The sequence below is a fragment of the Enterococcus sp. MMGLQ5-1 genome (assembly GCF_013155265.1).
Classification (GTDB): Bacteria; Bacillota; Bacilli; order Lactobacillales; family Streptococcaceae; genus MMGLQ5-1.
This window is the reverse complement of record NZ_JABJXU010000001.1, coordinates 488,154-504,036: the sequence shown is the minus strand read 5'-3', so window position 1 is coordinate 504,036 and position 15,883 is coordinate 488,154. Positions and strand designations below refer to the sequence as shown.

Annotated in this window: 13 protein-coding genes; 1 reads left to right on the top strand and 12 read right to left on the bottom strand. The window is 33.1% G+C overall.

Annotation, left to right across the window (positions count from 1 at the left end; genetic code table 11):
- Window positions 1-41: 41 nt before the first annotated feature.
- The 12 genes from HOY35_RS02205 to secA2 form a co-directional block, all read right to left on the bottom strand.
- Window positions 42-986: an NAD(P)-dependent oxidoreductase gene (locus HOY35_RS02205; protein WP_172210374.1), complete on the bottom strand. Its 945-nt coding sequence runs from the start codon at window positions 984-986 to the stop codon at window positions 42-44.
- Between the two features lie 1,288 nt (window positions 987-2,274).
- Window positions 2,275-3,906 (bottom strand): glucosaminidase domain-containing protein, encoded by a 1,632-nt coding sequence (locus tag HOY35_RS02200; RefSeq protein ID WP_172210373.1) that lies wholly within the window; start codon window positions 3,904-3,906, stop codon window positions 2,275-2,277.
- A 113-nt stretch (window positions 3,907-4,019) separates the two neighbouring features.
- Window positions 4,020-4,379 carry a hypothetical protein gene (locus HOY35_RS02195; protein ID WP_172210372.1) on the bottom strand — a complete coding sequence of 120 codons (360 nt, stop codon included), beginning with the start codon at window positions 4,377-4,379 and terminating at the stop codon, window positions 4,020-4,022.
- Between the two features lie 71 nt (window positions 4,380-4,450).
- Window positions 4,451-4,648 carry a hypothetical protein gene (locus tag HOY35_RS02190; RefSeq protein ID WP_172210371.1) on the bottom strand — a complete coding sequence of 66 codons (198 nt, stop codon included), beginning with the start codon at window positions 4,646-4,648 and terminating at the stop codon, window positions 4,451-4,453.
- Window positions 4,649-4,725: 77 nt separating this feature from the next.
- Window positions 4,726-5,166: a hypothetical protein gene (locus HOY35_RS02185; RefSeq protein ID WP_172210370.1), complete on the bottom strand. Its 441-nt coding sequence runs from the start codon at window positions 5,164-5,166 to the stop codon at window positions 4,726-4,728.
- Between the two features lie 26 nt (window positions 5,167-5,192).
- Complete coding sequence (locus tag HOY35_RS02180; RefSeq protein WP_172210369.1) at window positions 5,193-6,047, bottom strand: hypothetical protein; 855 nt, start codon at window positions 6,045-6,047, stop codon at window positions 5,193-5,195.
- Complete coding sequence (locus HOY35_RS02175) at window positions 6,037-7,479, bottom strand: glycosyltransferase (RefSeq protein ID WP_172210368.1); 1,443 nt, start codon at window positions 7,477-7,479, stop codon at window positions 6,037-6,039. Before HOY35_RS02175 ends, HOY35_RS02180 begins: the two co-directional genes overlap by 11 nt.
- A 128-nt stretch (window positions 7,480-7,607) precedes the next feature.
- A complete protein-coding gene (asp3, locus tag HOY35_RS02170; RefSeq protein WP_172210367.1) occupies window positions 7,608-8,489 on the bottom strand; it encodes an accessory Sec system protein Asp3 in 882 nt (293 codons plus the stop codon).
- An 18-nt stretch (window positions 8,490-8,507) separates the two neighbouring features.
- The gene (gene asp2 / locus HOY35_RS02165) at window positions 8,508-10,091 is read right to left on the bottom strand and encodes an accessory Sec system protein Asp2 (RefSeq protein ID WP_172210366.1); all 1,584 of its coding nucleotides are present in this window, start codon (window positions 10,089-10,091) and stop codon (window positions 8,508-8,510) included.
- The gene (gene asp1, locus HOY35_RS02160) at window positions 10,075-11,667 is read right to left on the bottom strand and encodes an accessory Sec system protein Asp1 (RefSeq protein WP_172210365.1); all 1,593 of its coding nucleotides are present in this window, start codon (window positions 11,665-11,667) and stop codon (window positions 10,075-10,077) included. The genes asp2 and asp1 overlap by 17 nt, the downstream gene beginning before the upstream one ends.
- An 11-nt stretch (window positions 11,668-11,678) precedes the next feature.
- A complete protein-coding gene (locus HOY35_RS02155) occupies window positions 11,679-12,905 on the bottom strand; it encodes an accessory Sec system protein translocase subunit SecY2 (RefSeq protein WP_172210364.1) in 1,227 nt (408 codons plus the stop codon).
- Window positions 12,906-12,921: 16 nt separating this feature from the next.
- The gene (secA2, locus tag HOY35_RS02150) at window positions 12,922-15,297 is read right to left on the bottom strand and encodes an accessory Sec system translocase SecA2 (protein WP_172210363.1); all 2,376 of its coding nucleotides are present in this window, start codon (window positions 15,295-15,297) and stop codon (window positions 12,922-12,924) included.
- 255 nt (window positions 15,298-15,552) lie between these two features.
- Here secA2 and HOY35_RS13430 point away from each other — a divergent pair.
- On the top strand, window positions 15,553-15,883 hold a 331-nt coding region (locus tag HOY35_RS13430), incomplete at its 3' end, for a hypothetical protein (RefSeq protein WP_249666048.1).

The window sequence follows — 15,883 nt, the reverse complement described above, 5'->3', positions numbered from 1 at the left end:
GAAGTTCGGTTTCTAATTTAAATCAATATTTGTATTATCAATCAATAGCCTTTAGTTGGGTCGACACAATTTCTATTTGGCGCACCCGTTTTTAAGTAATGTTCTAAATTGGGTAGAAAGTACGCTAAAACGTGAGCTGAAAAATTCGGAATATTGCCCGCCATATGAGGTGTAATCATTACATTTTCCATTGTCCAAAGTGGCGAGCTTTGCTCAAGTGGCTCTGATTCAAAAACATCTAAGGCGGCAAAACTAATCGCTCCGCTCCAAAGCGCCTTAATCAAAGCGACTGTATCGACACTCTGTCCTCTACCAACATTAACAAATTTAACGCTTGATTTTAACTGAGTAAAAAAAGTAGTATCATAAAAATGATTAGTAGCTTCTGTTAAAGGTAAAATATTAACGATTGTATCTATTTTTTCATCTAATGCCAATTTATAATCTGACATCGCAAATACTTTTTCAAAATGAGCCACCTGTTGACCTGTCGTATTAATGCCAAGGGGAATAGCGCCATGACTGGCTAATTGTCTGGCTAATTCACGACCAATCTCACCAGTTCCAAAAATTAACACGCGCTCAGCTTCAAGCGTCTTTGGCGAAAAATATTCTGTATCCCAAATTCGCTTTGCTTGCATTTTAATCGCGGTTGGAAGCTGATGATTTGCATACATCATTGTCAATATAACATGCTCGCTAATTGTCACGGCATGAAGTCCCTTCATATTGGTAAGAAAGACGTTCTGCTCAGCAATTTTGGCTAAATCAAAGTAATTAACGCCTGCCGATAATGCCTGAATCCATTTCAATTGGTTATTCTCTAGGCTTAAAATTTGATTGGCGACTTCACCTGTATCAATAACAATTTCAACAGTTGCTAAATTTACTTGCTCCGGCTTAACAATTAGCTGATAATCTTTGGCAAGCGCCTTAATTTCAGCTGTCTCTAGTTGAATCGCTGGTGCGTAGATTATTTTACTCATAACATCCCTCCTCATTTATTATAGTTTAGCTTTTTTATAAAAAAGAAGCATGGATTTTATCTTTCAAATAATAAAATTAATACATTCTTTAAAATATATTAGTATAGATTAGACTTACGCAGAGCTAAGCCTGATTAATCAAACGACAAATTACTGGTTGCTTGAAATATTATCATAAAAAAATAGGGTTAGGACAAAAGTCCTAACCCTTTTTGAATTATTCGTAATTTATCTAGCACGTGTGATTTACCGAAACTCTCCCGAAACAATAAAATTTTTTCAACAACTCAACTAGAACGCTAAAGCGTTAAGTTTCATATGTCTTAAAATTTATTGTTTACCGTTCGAGTTTGGTAGACAATCACACTTAGCTTTTATATTTACGGGGAACAATGCGACAAGCTCAATGCCATAGGAAAATAGACAAATTGCCGAATATTATCTAAAAAGCTGAAATGACTGTTTAGCGTGAATGGGTTAAATCAACTAGAAAAGTAGCGATACAAGTCCGTCTTGCACTTTGGCAAAAATCGCCAAAGTGAATGAATGCAAGACTAGCTTGTACACACTTTTCTGAGAGAGTTGATTTAACACCTTATTGTTGTAGAAATTTAGGAAAAAGGCGTAAACAGGCTTTAGCTTGTGCGTACTTTTTCTCTAATTTCCTAAACGCTGGTCATTGAAGCTGGATTATCTAAAAAGCTGAAATGACCGTTTAGCGTGAATGGGTTAAATCAACTAGAAAAGTAGCGATACAAGTCCGTCTTGCACTTTGGCAAAAATCGCCAAAGTGAATGAATGCAAGACTAGCTTGTTCACACTTTTCTGAGAGAGTTGATTTAACACCTTATTGTTGTAGAAATTTAGGAAAAAGGCGTAAACAGACTTCAGCTGTGCGTACTTTTTCTCTAATTTCCTAAACGCTGGTCATTGAAGATAGATTGTCTAAAAAGCTGAAATGACTGTTTAGCGTGAATGGGTTAAATCAACTAGAAAAGTGGTGATACAAGTCCGTCTTGCACTTTGGCAAAAATCGCCAAAGTGCAAGACTAGCTTGTCCACACTTTTCTGAGAGAGTTGATTTAACACCTTATTGTTGTAGAAATTTAGGAAAAAGGCGTAAACAGACTTCAGCTTGTGCGTACTTTTTCTCTAATTTCCTAAACGCTGGTCATTGAAGATAGATTGTCTAAAAAGCGTAAACAGAATGTTTTCACAGGGCAATTTAGCACCTTTTCTACGTCATTAAACGTCTTCATTTTAATATTTTTAGTTGAGCTATTAAGAATTAAACGACCGCGATTAAACCATCGATATCTTTATCTGTATAAGTGTAGACAACGTTTCCTTCACGCCAAGAAACAGCAAATCGAGTTGCATCATCCTTGGTCAGATTTACTCTTAAAACAATATCAGAAGCAACTGTTGAACTAATTTTATTTTTTAATTCTCTAGATTTAGCTAGTAATTCATTTTTAAAATAATCCGCCGAAGTACCATCTATTTGATTAATAATATTGACTGAAAGCTGAGCTTCCGTATAGCGTAAATTATTTAATGTCTCACCTTTAGTTTGGATGATCTTAACACCATCCTCTAAGGTCTCTTCGTCACCCTTAATATCAAATAATTTATTTACATACGATGCAATTTCTGAGTCACTATAAGATCTCTTTTGCATGGTAGATTGCCACTGATTATTAGAAAAATAATCAACTTGATACTGCTCTAAATTACCTTTTACACTATAGCTAAAATTGTCTAGCTGAGGAACATTAAAGGTTTCTCCCAAATACTCGGACTCCAATGCTAACTGGCTTTCCCTGATTTGAATTGCATTCTGTAGCTGTGAATCCGCAGGCTTCACAATTAACTGTTGCCCCGGATAGATTAAGCTCTCTGTCAGTCCATTCCAAGTCATCAATTCCTCTAGCGAAATCTGAAATTTATGCGCAATCTCTGAAAGTGTATCTCCGGTAAGAATCGTATAGAGCTGGCTTTCAGCAGCCTGTCGCTCGTCATCAGTAATCAGTGGACGTTTAAGCTGATTAATTACTATTTTTTGTCCAACTTGTAATTCACTGGCTGTTAGACCATTCATTGACATTAAATCTTCTGCTGTTTTATGATAAAGCTCGGAAATTGCTTCTAATGTATCGCCAGAAACCACAGTATAAATTTTACTTGAAGTTTGTGAGGGTACACTGTCTGCAAAATAAGTGCCATCACTTGACAATATCCCTGAGCTACTGCCATCCGCATTATCAAAGCGCGTCAAATCAAATTGTTCAATAACCGCATTTAAATTTTGAGCATAGGTTAAGCTTGTTGCATAACGCCCAGTTAAAAAAGCGGTCGCATCTGCATAGCTTGCTGCTACACTTTTTCTTGCACCCTGATAAAAATTTGTAGATAGTAGCTGCGCATAATCCTCGAGCGATTCTGCATAGCTCGGATAGCTTCTAAAGGCAGCATCAATTGTTGTATAATTGCCATCACTAGACTGCTCCTTAGTTGACATTGTTACTGAATTGCCTTGGTAGCTCCCCTTTATACCAAATAAATTATAATATGGTGCACAAGCTAGCCCACTTTGACCACTCCCACTCTCAAGATAAGCTTGTGCAATCATAACTGAAGCATATAGGTCATATCTATTAGCTAAATCGGTTGCCGTAGGCGCAATTGAATCAATAAAAGCATTACCAGTTTTAATTTGTCCAGCATCAATTGCCTGACCAGATATTGTATCCTGACTAGTTTCATCAGCACTCACGATGCCTCTGCTTAATGTTATTCCTGAAATAATCGAGACAAGTGTAATTGATGATAAACTCTTCTTTTTGATCGCATTAATTTGTCGTGTTTGTCGATTCATTTTATATTGCAGCCGTATCAATTTTCGCGGTATATAATTCATTACATCTTACTCCTTCAATCTCAAAAAACAAAACCAATCTTTCATTTATAATATCGCACAATAGGTATTGATACAATAGGTTTTAAGCTGGATATGTGAATACTAAAACCAACTTATTTTAATTTCAAAATATCAATTGATAAGGCTTGAAGCTTCTCCTCTTGCTGATCAAGCTTAGTAGTAAGCGATTCAATAGTATCTGCTGTTAACTCGTCATCTTGAATTTGAGAGGCATTACCACCTAAGGCTACTATATTTTGATTGATTCTATTAAAAATATTTACTAAATTATTAAATTTATCATTAAAAAAATGTATCATTTCAAATTTGCCATTTTTTGTATTTTCAATTTCCGAAGCTAATTGAAGCAGGGCTTGAAGCTCATTATCCCTTTCTTTAATTAGCGCTTCATTCTCCGCTAAAAGATCATGTTTTGAATCTATTTCTATTCGCTCTTTTTCTAAATCTGTCATTTTATCTCCTCTTGAGAAAATAGCTTCCCAGAATTTCTAATAATAGCTAAAGCTCATTACCATCTCATTAATCAATTATTTAAATAAATTGTTTCAATGAAGCTATATAAGATAGTGCCAATAACAAGAAGTCCCATGATAATTGAAACAAAAACGACGACCCATCTACCTCTATTACTTTTTTTTCTCCTTTTAATACGTGCATTAATGTAAGTTTCTTCATGCTTAAACATACTATCTACATTTTTTTTAATTACTTTATTACTCATTACTTCACCTATTCTTTATTTAACAAAAATTAATAATAGTTGGCGTGCTTACTTGCTTAATCATATTTAACATCAAGTTAATTTTTTTCTTTAGAAATGCTTGTCTCTAAATTTACATCTTGAATAGCTGATGCTTTTATTATGCTATTTAATTGTTTTTGATTAACCAAAAATTGATGATATTCTGATAAATCTTTTTCAGCTTGATAGGTGACCTCAACTGTATTTTTAATAATTTTAAGGTGATGAAAATTCTTTTTATATTTTGCTTGAAGCTTATCAAACTGTTGATTAATCTGCTGAATTTTTTGATTACGTTCGGGTATTTTTAAATCTGATGAAATACTAATTAGCGAAGCATTCAATTCCTCTAATTGTCTCACAATATCGAACTGCTCTGAAACAAGCTGTTCAGCCTCTTCCAAGTTCTCATCAAAATTAAAAATCGAAGTCGCTTCATTATCGGCGACCAAAGAATAAATTGATTTTTTTATTTTTTCATCGGGTATTGTACTCATTTTCAACCTTCCCTCATTACAAACAATTAGCCATTATTAATAACAACTTTATCTAAAGGCACATTTTTTGATTTTAAAATAGCGTAATTCGCTTCATTGACTACAACTTTATGCACAAACTGAACTTGATTTGTTAAAATGCTTAATAAATTACCCTTAATTTCCCCTGCTTCATTTAATGGACTTTCTTCAAGATATAAGGTATTGGTTGATTGAGTATGCTCCAATGCCATTAATTCAATTCCCAAAAAAGAAATCGAAATTTGATCATGCTCAGTAACCAGCTTAGCAAGCTGATCTGAAACAAATTGATTCAGATTATTATATTTATGCTCAACTTCTAAGGTAATTGGATTTTTTACTGCAATCAAGGTAATCACATTTTCATAAAAATAATAACTAACAACAGGGAATTTTTGTGTATTTAGAAAATCAATTTCTTGAACCTTATTATTATAGTAAAAAATGTTACTATACAGGCTTCCATCATCCGAATACTCTTCAATAAAATCAAGACTTTGATCTGGATTAATGTACCTTACTTCTTTTACATGTCTTCTAGTACCTGCGTATGTAATTACGCTACCAATCTCTTCGCCCTCAGAAATAATCGAAATACTTCGATCAGTGTTCATATAAATTTCAGAGCCTGTAACAGTTGGAATTTGATTAAAAAATAAAAATTGATTAGGTATATGTGCGCGCTTTGTAATATTATCTAGTAAATTAATGCCTTTTATGCCTTCAATTTGCTTTAAACGATTAAAGCAGGGACTTGGCGAAATGGAAAGCACCTGACCGTCAGAATGCTTTAATCTTTCTTTTTGCTTAGCCCATATTGGATTATTTGGTTTAATAACCGTGACTAATTCATAATTCATTAACAAGCTCCTTCCATTGATTAGCAATCACTGATTTTTGGAAATCCTTAACAGATGGTCGAATATTTTTTAATAGCTCTTTTCTGTCTAATTCTATTAATTCATCAATGCCTTCGGCTAGAGAATTTATATTAAATTCAGAGTCGGTTCTTGAAAACTCTTTTACAATCCCATTCACACCCGTTTTAACTAGCTCGATTGCACCAAACCTAGCATTAAACGTTACAATCGGTAAATTAGCATTTAGAGCTTCAATATAGGTTAAGCCAAAGCCCTCAGAAAATGAGGCCGAGATAAATACATCATAATCTAATAAGACATCATTGATAGAATTTGTATGCCCTTTTAATTGAATGAAGCTTTCAGCATTAAGTGCTTTAATCTTTTCTCGAAGCCTTTGATCCTCTCCACCCTGACCATAAATGTCCAAAATAATTGCTGGATATTTTTGATGCGCCTTATTAATTGCCTCAATCACAATATCTAAATGCTTTTCTGATGCAAGCCTTGATGCTGTAACAAATCTAACAAGGTTTTTCTTATCAATTATCTCAATATTTTCAAAATCTATATCATCAATGCCACCAACCGGAATTGCCGCAAACTTATCCGCCTGATTTGGAAAATCAACTAATAAATCAGCTCTTTGTAATTTTGTGGCTACTACTACCTTATCAACTGCATCAAGATGCGTTAGTAAGTATTCATAATAATTATTCCATAAAGGTGCTTCTGGAACATCTCTATCCGATAAATGATCTGCATGAACCAGCTCGATAATTTTTGAATTTGCCGGTCTGTGATTAAAAATTGCTGCTTCAGTCTCTTCTCCTCGATCAATGAAAAAATTATGAGCTCCATCAAATTTTTCAGCTAAATAATGTAAAAAGAAACGTTGAAATAGAATTTCATTTCGGAAAAATAGATGCTTGCCATGAAAATCGTAAATATGAATATTGCTCATAACACGACCTCGATGAGGCATTTCAAGCAATTCAAACATTATTTTTTTCTCTAATGTTTTAGCATTATAAATCTCCGTTTTATAATTAGATACTAAAAGTGTTTTTGGATTTTTTTTATTTGTTGATTTTTCAAAATGTTCTCTGATTAATAAGCCTGAGCTTGTGATTGTTTCTTTTACACGATGTGTATTGGTAAAATCAACCAAGAGATCACTTTTCGCTTCAACGCGCGCTGTTATTCCTTCGTATAAATAGGAATCTCCTAAAACAAAAAATTCCCATATATTAATCACTTGATTTTCTTCGATATTCCAATTATCCATTGCCTCATGAAGATTTTTAACCAATTCCATAAATATATATTTATAGGGTAATTTCACTAAATCAAAGCATTCCGCCCGATAAAACTGTGCATGTTCAACACCTGAATTGCCAATTCCCATCGCTTTATTAATAAAAAAATTCATTCCTCTTTCTCCTTATGCCAGATAATTAATGATTATCAAATAAAAATTCACATTTAAAATATAAAGTGACCACTCATTTAAAACTTTAAGCAAAGCATCTTAAAATTTTAAATGAAGAGGTCTCGTTTCTATTTAGAAACTGAGACAAATTCTTCTAAAATATCACATGCTAATTCATTGATAAGCATTCTTTTTTCAATTATTTGTAGAGCCATTGCTTCTGTCTTTGGGTCAATATTAGTAAAGCTAACATTTGCTAAGAGCAATTTTAAAATATCAGGCAATAATTGATACTCCATTTCTAATAGCAAAAATGAGATACCCTTTTCTATTTGATAAATCGCATCAGCGGTCCAATCCACCTGAATCAGCCGGTAAAGCTGTTGAATTTGTGAAATAAAATCAGTGCCTTTAGCCTTTGACAAAACAAAATATTGATTTCCCGAAGCTGCAACAGTGAAACAATTTACATCCTCTGATTGTTTTAAAATAACAATTCTATTCTTTTTAATCGCCTCATGGTCACGAAAACAGACTAAATTATGCTTTAAATCAATCTCAATCTCAAATTTATCATGCAATGCTATGTCATAAATCAACAAATAATTAAAACAAATTTGCTGGTGATGATTATTTAATAAATTTAATCGATAGCTTACTGCATTAGTCGGAAATTCAAACTGACCTGCTAAGTCACTAAAGCTTTTTTCAAGAATAACTGAGCCACTAACATCTAAAAATTCAATACGTACTTGCATTGCCACAGAATGATCAGCAGTTGCTACTATTTTAAATCGATAAAGGTTACCTGAAGTTAACAAGGGCAATAGTGGTGTTTTGCGATGAATCTGAAACTGAGTTTTAGAGGTCCAGCTTTTAATAACATCGCCAGTAGGCATGAATGGCGCAGAGAAGGCGACAGAATCATCAGCTTCAAATTTAATTTCGGCACCATAATTATAGTTGTCAAAATAATCCCTTCCCCATTTTATAATATAAAAATTATGCATTGCATTGCCTCCAAAAAATCAAATTATTCTTCCAATTGTTCTGTTATATTTACTTAGCATTAAATTCCTGTACTGCTTTACAAACCAACGATTGATTGCAGCGCTATTATCGTTATGTCTGCCAATAAAACCATGATATAAAATTCTTGTCGCTGGATACTTTTCTTTAAGTATTTTGAATAGCATTGGAAAAGCTTCCTTATCGTAGTCATCTTGCTTCATAAAAGCGACTGCAAATGTTGTATTGACATAATTACCGGCTTGAAATTTCAGCCAAAAGCGCTCATCTAATGCTTGTGCTGAGGCTTGAGAGATTGTATCAGTATTAAACTTAACCATATCAAAGGCTGTTGCAAACTCATCTGGACGATTAATCCGACCATTCATTGCAATGGTCCCTATATTTGTCAAGGGCTTACCAATGATAACTCCACTTGGTGATAGGTCACTTGCATAATACAGCGCCCCAAATGTCCCCATAGAAAGTCCAGAAAGAAGCAATTCGCTATTAGTAAAGCCTAATAATTCAAGCTTATCTGAAATTATTTTTACAATTTTTTTCTCAAAGGCTTCACTGCCTAGATAGAAATTACCGCCTTCTAAGCGTGGATCTGCAATTAATAAGTATGGGCAGCCCATTTTACTCATCATTCCTAAGCCCTCAAACCCTTCGGCGGATCGATAGCCTGAAAAGTAAACCGCAAGTGGTGGTTTCAAATCACCTGCATTAAAATGATAGAAAACTTCATCATCTAATTTTTCCTCGTCATGGATTTTTCGCCCACCTGGAACCATTACGTTACCCTTACCAACTGCACGTCTGATATGTAGCTGACCAACGCGAAAGGTACCAACGCCACCTCTAGCGTACATTGAAACATTAACATATGCATTGGTCGAGGCACTAATAAATGGAATTGCTAATTTTTCCTTAATTTGATTCAAGCTTGCCTCAACAACATTGATAATTTGATTTGAATTTTCCTTAATCATAAAAATTTTAAAGAGAATATCTGCCTCTCCTTCTAAAACCTCTATCTCAGGATAAAATACCATTTCATCTGCTTTTTGAATCAAATTAGTCATTCGCCAAGTCGCCACCTGCGCATAATTTTCTGGAAAAATACCTGATAATTCTATATAGGCATTGCCAAGCTTTCTATAATGACCATCGAAATTTTTATGAACCATAATGGAATCATTAGAAATTTTATAGCCCTGCTGTTTAATACCAAACGTTAAATTAATTAATTTGAAAGCTTTTTCCATGTCCACCAAAGGCATTGGAATTGCTTCCTTTAAAATTAATAATTCAGTCAATTTTTCTGAAAATCCCCCGTCAATATTATAAATAATTTGATGGGCTGGCAGCTGCTTCAACAGATTTTCTGAAAGAATCATCTCAGGTAATTTTTCAATAATAAAAATGGAACGCTTTTCCTTTTCACCAAAGCTATCATCCCAAAAGTTTTCGTTGACGCTATCACCATATTGAAAAATTTGCTTTACCGGTAACCAATGATATTTAAAACGCTCTGATAAACTTGCAGCTTGATTAGAGCTAGATTCTCCGATATGGAAAACATTAATCTGTTTCTTCATCAAATACACGCCTCCATTTTTCAATTACGCAATCAGCATCAAATTGCTCTAATACTTCAATATTTTTTACCAATGCAATGTTCCAATGATTTAATTTTTTTAAAAAGAAATCAATTACTTGATCTTTCGATAAGGAGTCGTCTAATACGAGTCCATTGATACGATTTATAATATAATCAGATGAATGACTTAAAATTTGAGGTATTCCGACACTTAAAGCCAGAATATGAATTTGTAAATTCTGCTTTTCATTAATATCAATATATAGTCTTGCCACACTTAAATCCGCTTGAATTTCATAAAGCTGCGAGTTGACACGATACTCAATCCGATGATAAGCATGAATCGCTGCTACGTAATCAGACCACTTTTTACTTTTTCTCAGCGGTTCAATCGCATCTTCATCAACCTTCAATAATTTTTTATTTCTTTTATCCAAAATAAATTTTTCAATTTTGTTAAAATCTTCAGTTTGACTATCAATGCCATAATAAGTATCAATTATATCTCTAATCTTATTCACCATAACTTGTTGGTCTTCAGTACTCATCAAGCTTAAAATCAAACGGTAGCTTTCTTCAGCAAACAATTTGCTAATCAATGTTTCATTAAAATCAAGTATTTCAGCTGAAAGCTTAGAAATTCTCCAATAAATAATCATATCATCTACGAAATTACTACTACCAAGCCTGAGCTCAGCATTAAATAATGGTATTAAAGCGATTTTAACCTCAGTCAAGGCAGGATGAATAAATTGAAAATCAGTCAGTACATTACTTTGACGAACAGTATCAGTAACAATAGCCTTACTTCTTAGCATCAAGTCCTTTAATTCATCTGAACTATATTGCTTCAAATCAACATTATCAGGTACCAATCTAATCAACGATAAATTTCTTTGTATTTCACTGGTGATTTCAAGAATATTTTTATCAATCGTTGTGATAACATCATTGCTTTGCTCCATACTGACAAGCTTACTTTTTAAAACCTCACTAATAACAGCAGCTAAATTTGGATATTCCTTTTTAGAAATTGCTGGATGATTATTTTTTTCAATAATAACCCTCGGATTAACACCCAAATATTCTGTTAAGGTATGCTCATGGTATTCATTAAAAAATTCACGTTTTACCAAAGTAGCCTCAACATAAAAAAATCTTGCTGATAAAAAGCCACGTTCATCATAGTAATCAATATGATAATCATTTTTTTGATAATATTTTACCTTTGCAATACATCCAAATTCATTAAAGATAATTTCAGCAAATAGCTTTTGATTCTGAATTACATTGATACCGAATGGTGAATAAACAAATTCTGAAAATGCTGGAAAGCTTAAATCAGAAATTGTTATCGGATGACCTTTTTCTAAATGAATGTCTTGTATCACATCAAAGACTTGACAGTATTTTATTTGACAGTTTGCTAATTTATAACGTAAAAAGGGCATATAATTAGTGAGCATTACTTCATAGTCAATTGCACGGTTATCAAACAGTTTTGCAATTTCTAAAATTCGATCATTAGTCATGACAAAATTTTCTTGTTGCCAATTTGGAATTAAATAAATCATAAATATATCCCCTAAATCTTATTAAAAATATTATAGTTGGCAATTTGCAGCATAAATCTTATCTCTTGGTATAGATTATCAATAATAATAATCAACATAAATATACTGCCAAAATAGAAAGATAAGTTCGTAATCATCCCATATTTTAATCCAAGAAATAAAGGGATTACAGAAACCAGTACCAAATATGTATTTCCAAAAAATGAAATGGCAATTAATTTTTTATTTAAAAAGGATTCCGTAGCTCTACCAGGTAAAATATTAAAAATATAATCACCCGTATCTCGTAAATTTTTTGCGATATCATATGGTCGGAAATTAATATAACTAAATCCTAAGGCCAATAAATAAATGACTATGCCATAGGTAATAATTCCTTCTACCGTATTAAAAGTAAACAAGCGAGAAATTAGATAAGAAAAGGTCGTATTAGTCCAGCTTTTATTTAAAAACAATAGGCTTGGTATGGAAAATAAAGTGACAGCAAACATAAAGGGCATTGCACCCGCAGTCAAAATACGAATTGGAAGGTATGAACGCGTCAATCTACTCGTCACACCAATTCTTTGAATCTGAATCCGATACTCCGTATTATATAAAAATAGTGTAAATATGATATAGATAATGGTTATTATAAATAGGATGATTAGAAACAGATTACTGTATTTTTGCTCACCAACCTGACCAGAAATTAACATTGAAGGAATATTAGCTAAGATGCTTGGTAAAATAAATAAACTCTGACCGCCAATACCTTGCTCGCAATTAATATCTGAAAGCCAAGAAACAATTAATCCACCCGCTACTAAAATCAATACTAATTGAACTGTACTACTTAATGTCCAAAATTCTGCAAGCGATTTGAAGCCTGACATCTTCTGAAATCTCACCGAAAGGATGATTGCCTGAATTATTGTAAACAGTAATGTTAATCCTCTTTGAAAATAACCTCTAACCTTAGTGGACATATTTTTTATCCAATCAAAATCACTCATACTAATCGTTGTCCAAATGATTAATGCGCTCATATAAGGCCCCATGCCTAATGAAAATAAAGAAGGATTGGAAAAATTCCCACCTGTCGTACTAGAAATAAAATTTAAAAGTACATTTGAAGATTTTTCAGAAATAGCATTTGCTGTATAGCCAGGAATCGGAATATTTTTTCCGAGCTCCAGAATTAATAATAATAATAAACTCCAACCTATTTTTCTATATAAGAACTTAAAGTTCTTCATGATATCCTCCTCAATTTTATGGAAATTCAATTTCAATTGATCCATCCTCATTATTGATTAGCTCAGATAACAATAGATTTCTCATAACGTTCTCTGAAATCTCATTTTCCATCTCAATAAAAGATTTTTGTGATTCCTCCTGAAATTCATAAATGGGTTTATGCTGACCCCAACCTCTAGCACTAACTACAGATTTCAATTGCTGCAAATTGTCTGATTGTTCAATCCACATTGAATCAATCGCTTTTAAAATAATCAAACGCTTAAAATAAACGAGCTGAACTCGATCCGGAATCATTTTTGGTAAATCATGAATTTTATCTTCAATAATCTTGTTTAGAAAAATTTTGATTATTTTATCACTAAATTTCTCAATTTGTCCAATTAATGAATAATCAAAATTATAATCCAAATAATTATAAATAAAATCGATAACTTTTAGTTTCGTTAGATTTTCTTTATTGGAAACAAAAACCTCAATACTTTGTTGGTTGGAATATTTAATAATTCTATCCAGATAGTCTTCGTTGGCTCCCATTATCCTATTTCTCATTTTATAAATTTTTTCTCGTTGAAGGTCAATAATACCATCATATTCAAGAACCTGCTTTCTACCTTCAACCTCTTGATTTTTAAGATATTTCTGTGACCTTGAAATAACACGCCCATACTTCTTAGAATCTAACGGCTCCTCTAGAATAGCCTCACCATTTTTACTAGCAGATTTTTCAAATTTTCCTTTTATCTTTGAAACCCAGCTTGGTGAATTTTCAAGCACAATCTTATCTTCCAAGGAAACGAAAAACATACTATCTCCTGGATCTCCCTGTCGACCTGCTCGTCCACGCAATTGGTTATCCACTCGACTACTTGTCATCCGTTCAGTTCCAAGTATTAATAGACCGCCTAATGACCGAGTTTCATCGTCCAATTTTATATCTGTTCCACGACCAGCCATAGAGGTAGCAACTGTAACAATGCCCTTATTTCCTGATTCAGAAATAATTAATGACTCCTTTGCTGTACTTGAGGCATTAAGGACACTGTGAGGAATCTGATTTTCAAGTAGCATTAGGGAATAAAGATTTGACATAGAAACTGAACTGGTACCAATCAAGATTGGGCGTTGACTTTTAATTGCTTCTTTTACAACCTCTAATGACGCCTTCATTTTAGCTTCATTCGTCAAAAATATTTGATCCGGATGATCCACTCTGCAAAGTGGCTTATTTGTCGGTATCTCTACAACATCCATTTGATAGGTTTCTCTAAATTCTTCAGCATCTGTCATAGCAGTTCCAGTCATGCCAGCAATCGTCTTAAACTTTTTAAATAAATTCTGATAAGTAATTGATCCCATTGATCGACTTTCCTCAGTTATCTCCAGTCCTTCCTTTGCTTCCAAGGCCTGATGAAAACCAGCTTGCAACTTATTTCCTTCTAGCTTTCGACCATTAGCGACATCTAGAAGCATAATTTCTCCTGCTTCGACAATATAATCTCTATCCTTAAATAATAAATAATTTGCTCGCAAGGCTAAAACCAAGTGGCGATATAAATCCTGCCATTTTTCAGAAAGAATATTTTGGATACCTAGCTGCTTTTCAATTTTTTCTATTCCAGATTTTAGAAACCAAACATTCTTCATATCTTCACTGATTTCAAAATCTTCATCATTAACTAATCCTTTAACTAAGATATCCGATAATTTAAATAAATTTGATTGGACCTTCGGTGCGCCTGATATTACTAAAGGCACCTGTGCCATATCTAGTAAAATAGCATCAATTTCATCAATTAGCACAAAGTTAAAATTTGTAACAAATTGCTCTTCAATAGTCGTAGTTAGATTATCAAACAAATAATCAAAACCTAATGCACTATGTGTTGTATAGACGATATCCGAGTTGTAAACTAATTCTTTATCAATTTCATCTTCACTATTATCCTTTACAACACCTACTGAACAAGTAAGTCCCAACCATTTATACACTTTTCCGACATCCTCAGCATCACGCCATGCTAAATAAGAATTTGATGTAATCAAAAAATTACCTTTTCCAGTTAATCCTCTCAAATATAAAGGCATTGTCGCAGTTAACGTTTTTCCTTCTCCGGTTTTCATCTCAGCTACGTTACCATAAAAAAGAGCAATTCCGCCCAAAATTTGAACATAGTAAGGACGTATCCCTAAAACCCGATAATCTGCTTCAATTATAACTGCATAAGCCTCTATTAATAAGTTTTCTAGGCCTATTCCTTCAACAAGACGTTGCTTAAAAGAAATTGTTTTAAATTTTAATTCATCATCAGTTAACTTTTGATAACTCTCTGATAATTTTTGAATTTCATTGGCAATTTTACTATATTTTTTTAATTTTTTATCTATCATTTTTTTACCTTTAAAGGGAATTTATTATTTTTATTAAATCTCAATCATTCATCCTAGTCACCATAAAGCTTAAAAAATAAAGCGATAGAACTAATAATTCAATTTAATGACTTAAAAAATATCAACCAGTGCCTTGAGACACTGGTTAACATTCCCAACATTATTTTCTCAAATTCTTACATCTTATATTGTTTCTTTTTCTTTTTTAGAACTAACGCTAAGAGCATTGAAACCATTCCTAACATAGCTAATTCTTTGGTCATATCAGTATTTTCACCAGTCATTGGTAATTGCTTACCAGAGTATGTAGTACCTGTTCCGGTCGCTGCTGAAGTGCCATTCGTACCAGATCCAGTTCCACCTGAGATAGAGCTATTACTGATGCTTGTGCTCTCACTTGTAGAAGATGAATCACTAGCACTAAGACTTGAGCTGTCACTATTACTATTGCTTGTACTAATTGATGACGAATCACTCACACTCGTACTTAAGCTTGTGCTTTCGCTATTACTAATACTTGTACTTTCTGATGCAGCACTGTTGCTTACGCTCGTACTTGTTGATGATGAATCACTAATACTTGTAC

What these genes read in the sequence shown, in the direction of transcription:
- HOY35_RS02185 (WP_172210370.1), bottom strand. Translation starts at nt 5,166, where the DNA reads ATGAGTACAATACCCGATGAAAAAATAAAAAAATCAATTTATTCTTTG.
- HOY35_RS02205 (WP_172210374.1), bottom strand. Translation starts at nt 986, where the DNA reads ATGAGTAAAATAATCTACGCACCAGCGATTCAACTAGAGACAGCTGAA.
- HOY35_RS02180 (WP_172210369.1), bottom strand. Translation starts at nt 6,047, where the DNA reads ATGAATTATGAATTAGTCACGGTTATTAAACCAAATAATCCAATATGG.
- asp1 (WP_172210365.1), bottom strand. Translation starts at nt 11,667, where the DNA reads ATGATTTATTTAATTCCAAATTGGCAACAAGAAAATTTTGTCATGACT.
- asp2 (WP_172210366.1), bottom strand. Translation starts at nt 10,091, where the DNA reads ATGAAGAAACAGATTAATGTTTTCCATATCGGAGAATCTAGCTCTAAT.
- secA2 (WP_172210363.1), bottom strand. Translation starts at nt 15,297, where the DNA reads ATGATAGATAAAAAATTAAAAAAATATAGTAAAATTGCCAATGAAATT.
- HOY35_RS02155 (WP_172210364.1), bottom strand. Translation starts at nt 12,905, where the DNA reads ATGAAGAACTTTAAGTTCTTATATAGAAAAATAGGTTGGAGTTTATTA.
- HOY35_RS02195 (WP_172210372.1), bottom strand. Translation starts at nt 4,379, where the DNA reads ATGACAGATTTAGAAAAAGAGCGAATAGAAATAGATTCAAAACATGAT.
- HOY35_RS02200 (WP_172210373.1), bottom strand. Translation starts at nt 3,906, where the DNA reads ATGAATTATATACCGCGAAAATTGATACGGCTGCAATATAAAATGAAT.
- HOY35_RS02190 (WP_172210371.1), bottom strand. Translation starts at nt 4,648, where the DNA reads ATGAGTAATAAAGTAATTAAAAAAAATGTAGATAGTATGTTTAAGCAT.
- HOY35_RS02175 (WP_172210368.1), bottom strand. Translation starts at nt 7,479, where the DNA reads ATGAATTTTTTTATTAATAAAGCGATGGGAATTGGCAATTCAGGTGTT.
- asp3 (WP_172210367.1), bottom strand. Translation starts at nt 8,489, where the DNA reads ATGCATAATTTTTATATTATAAAATGGGGAAGGGATTATTTTGACAAC.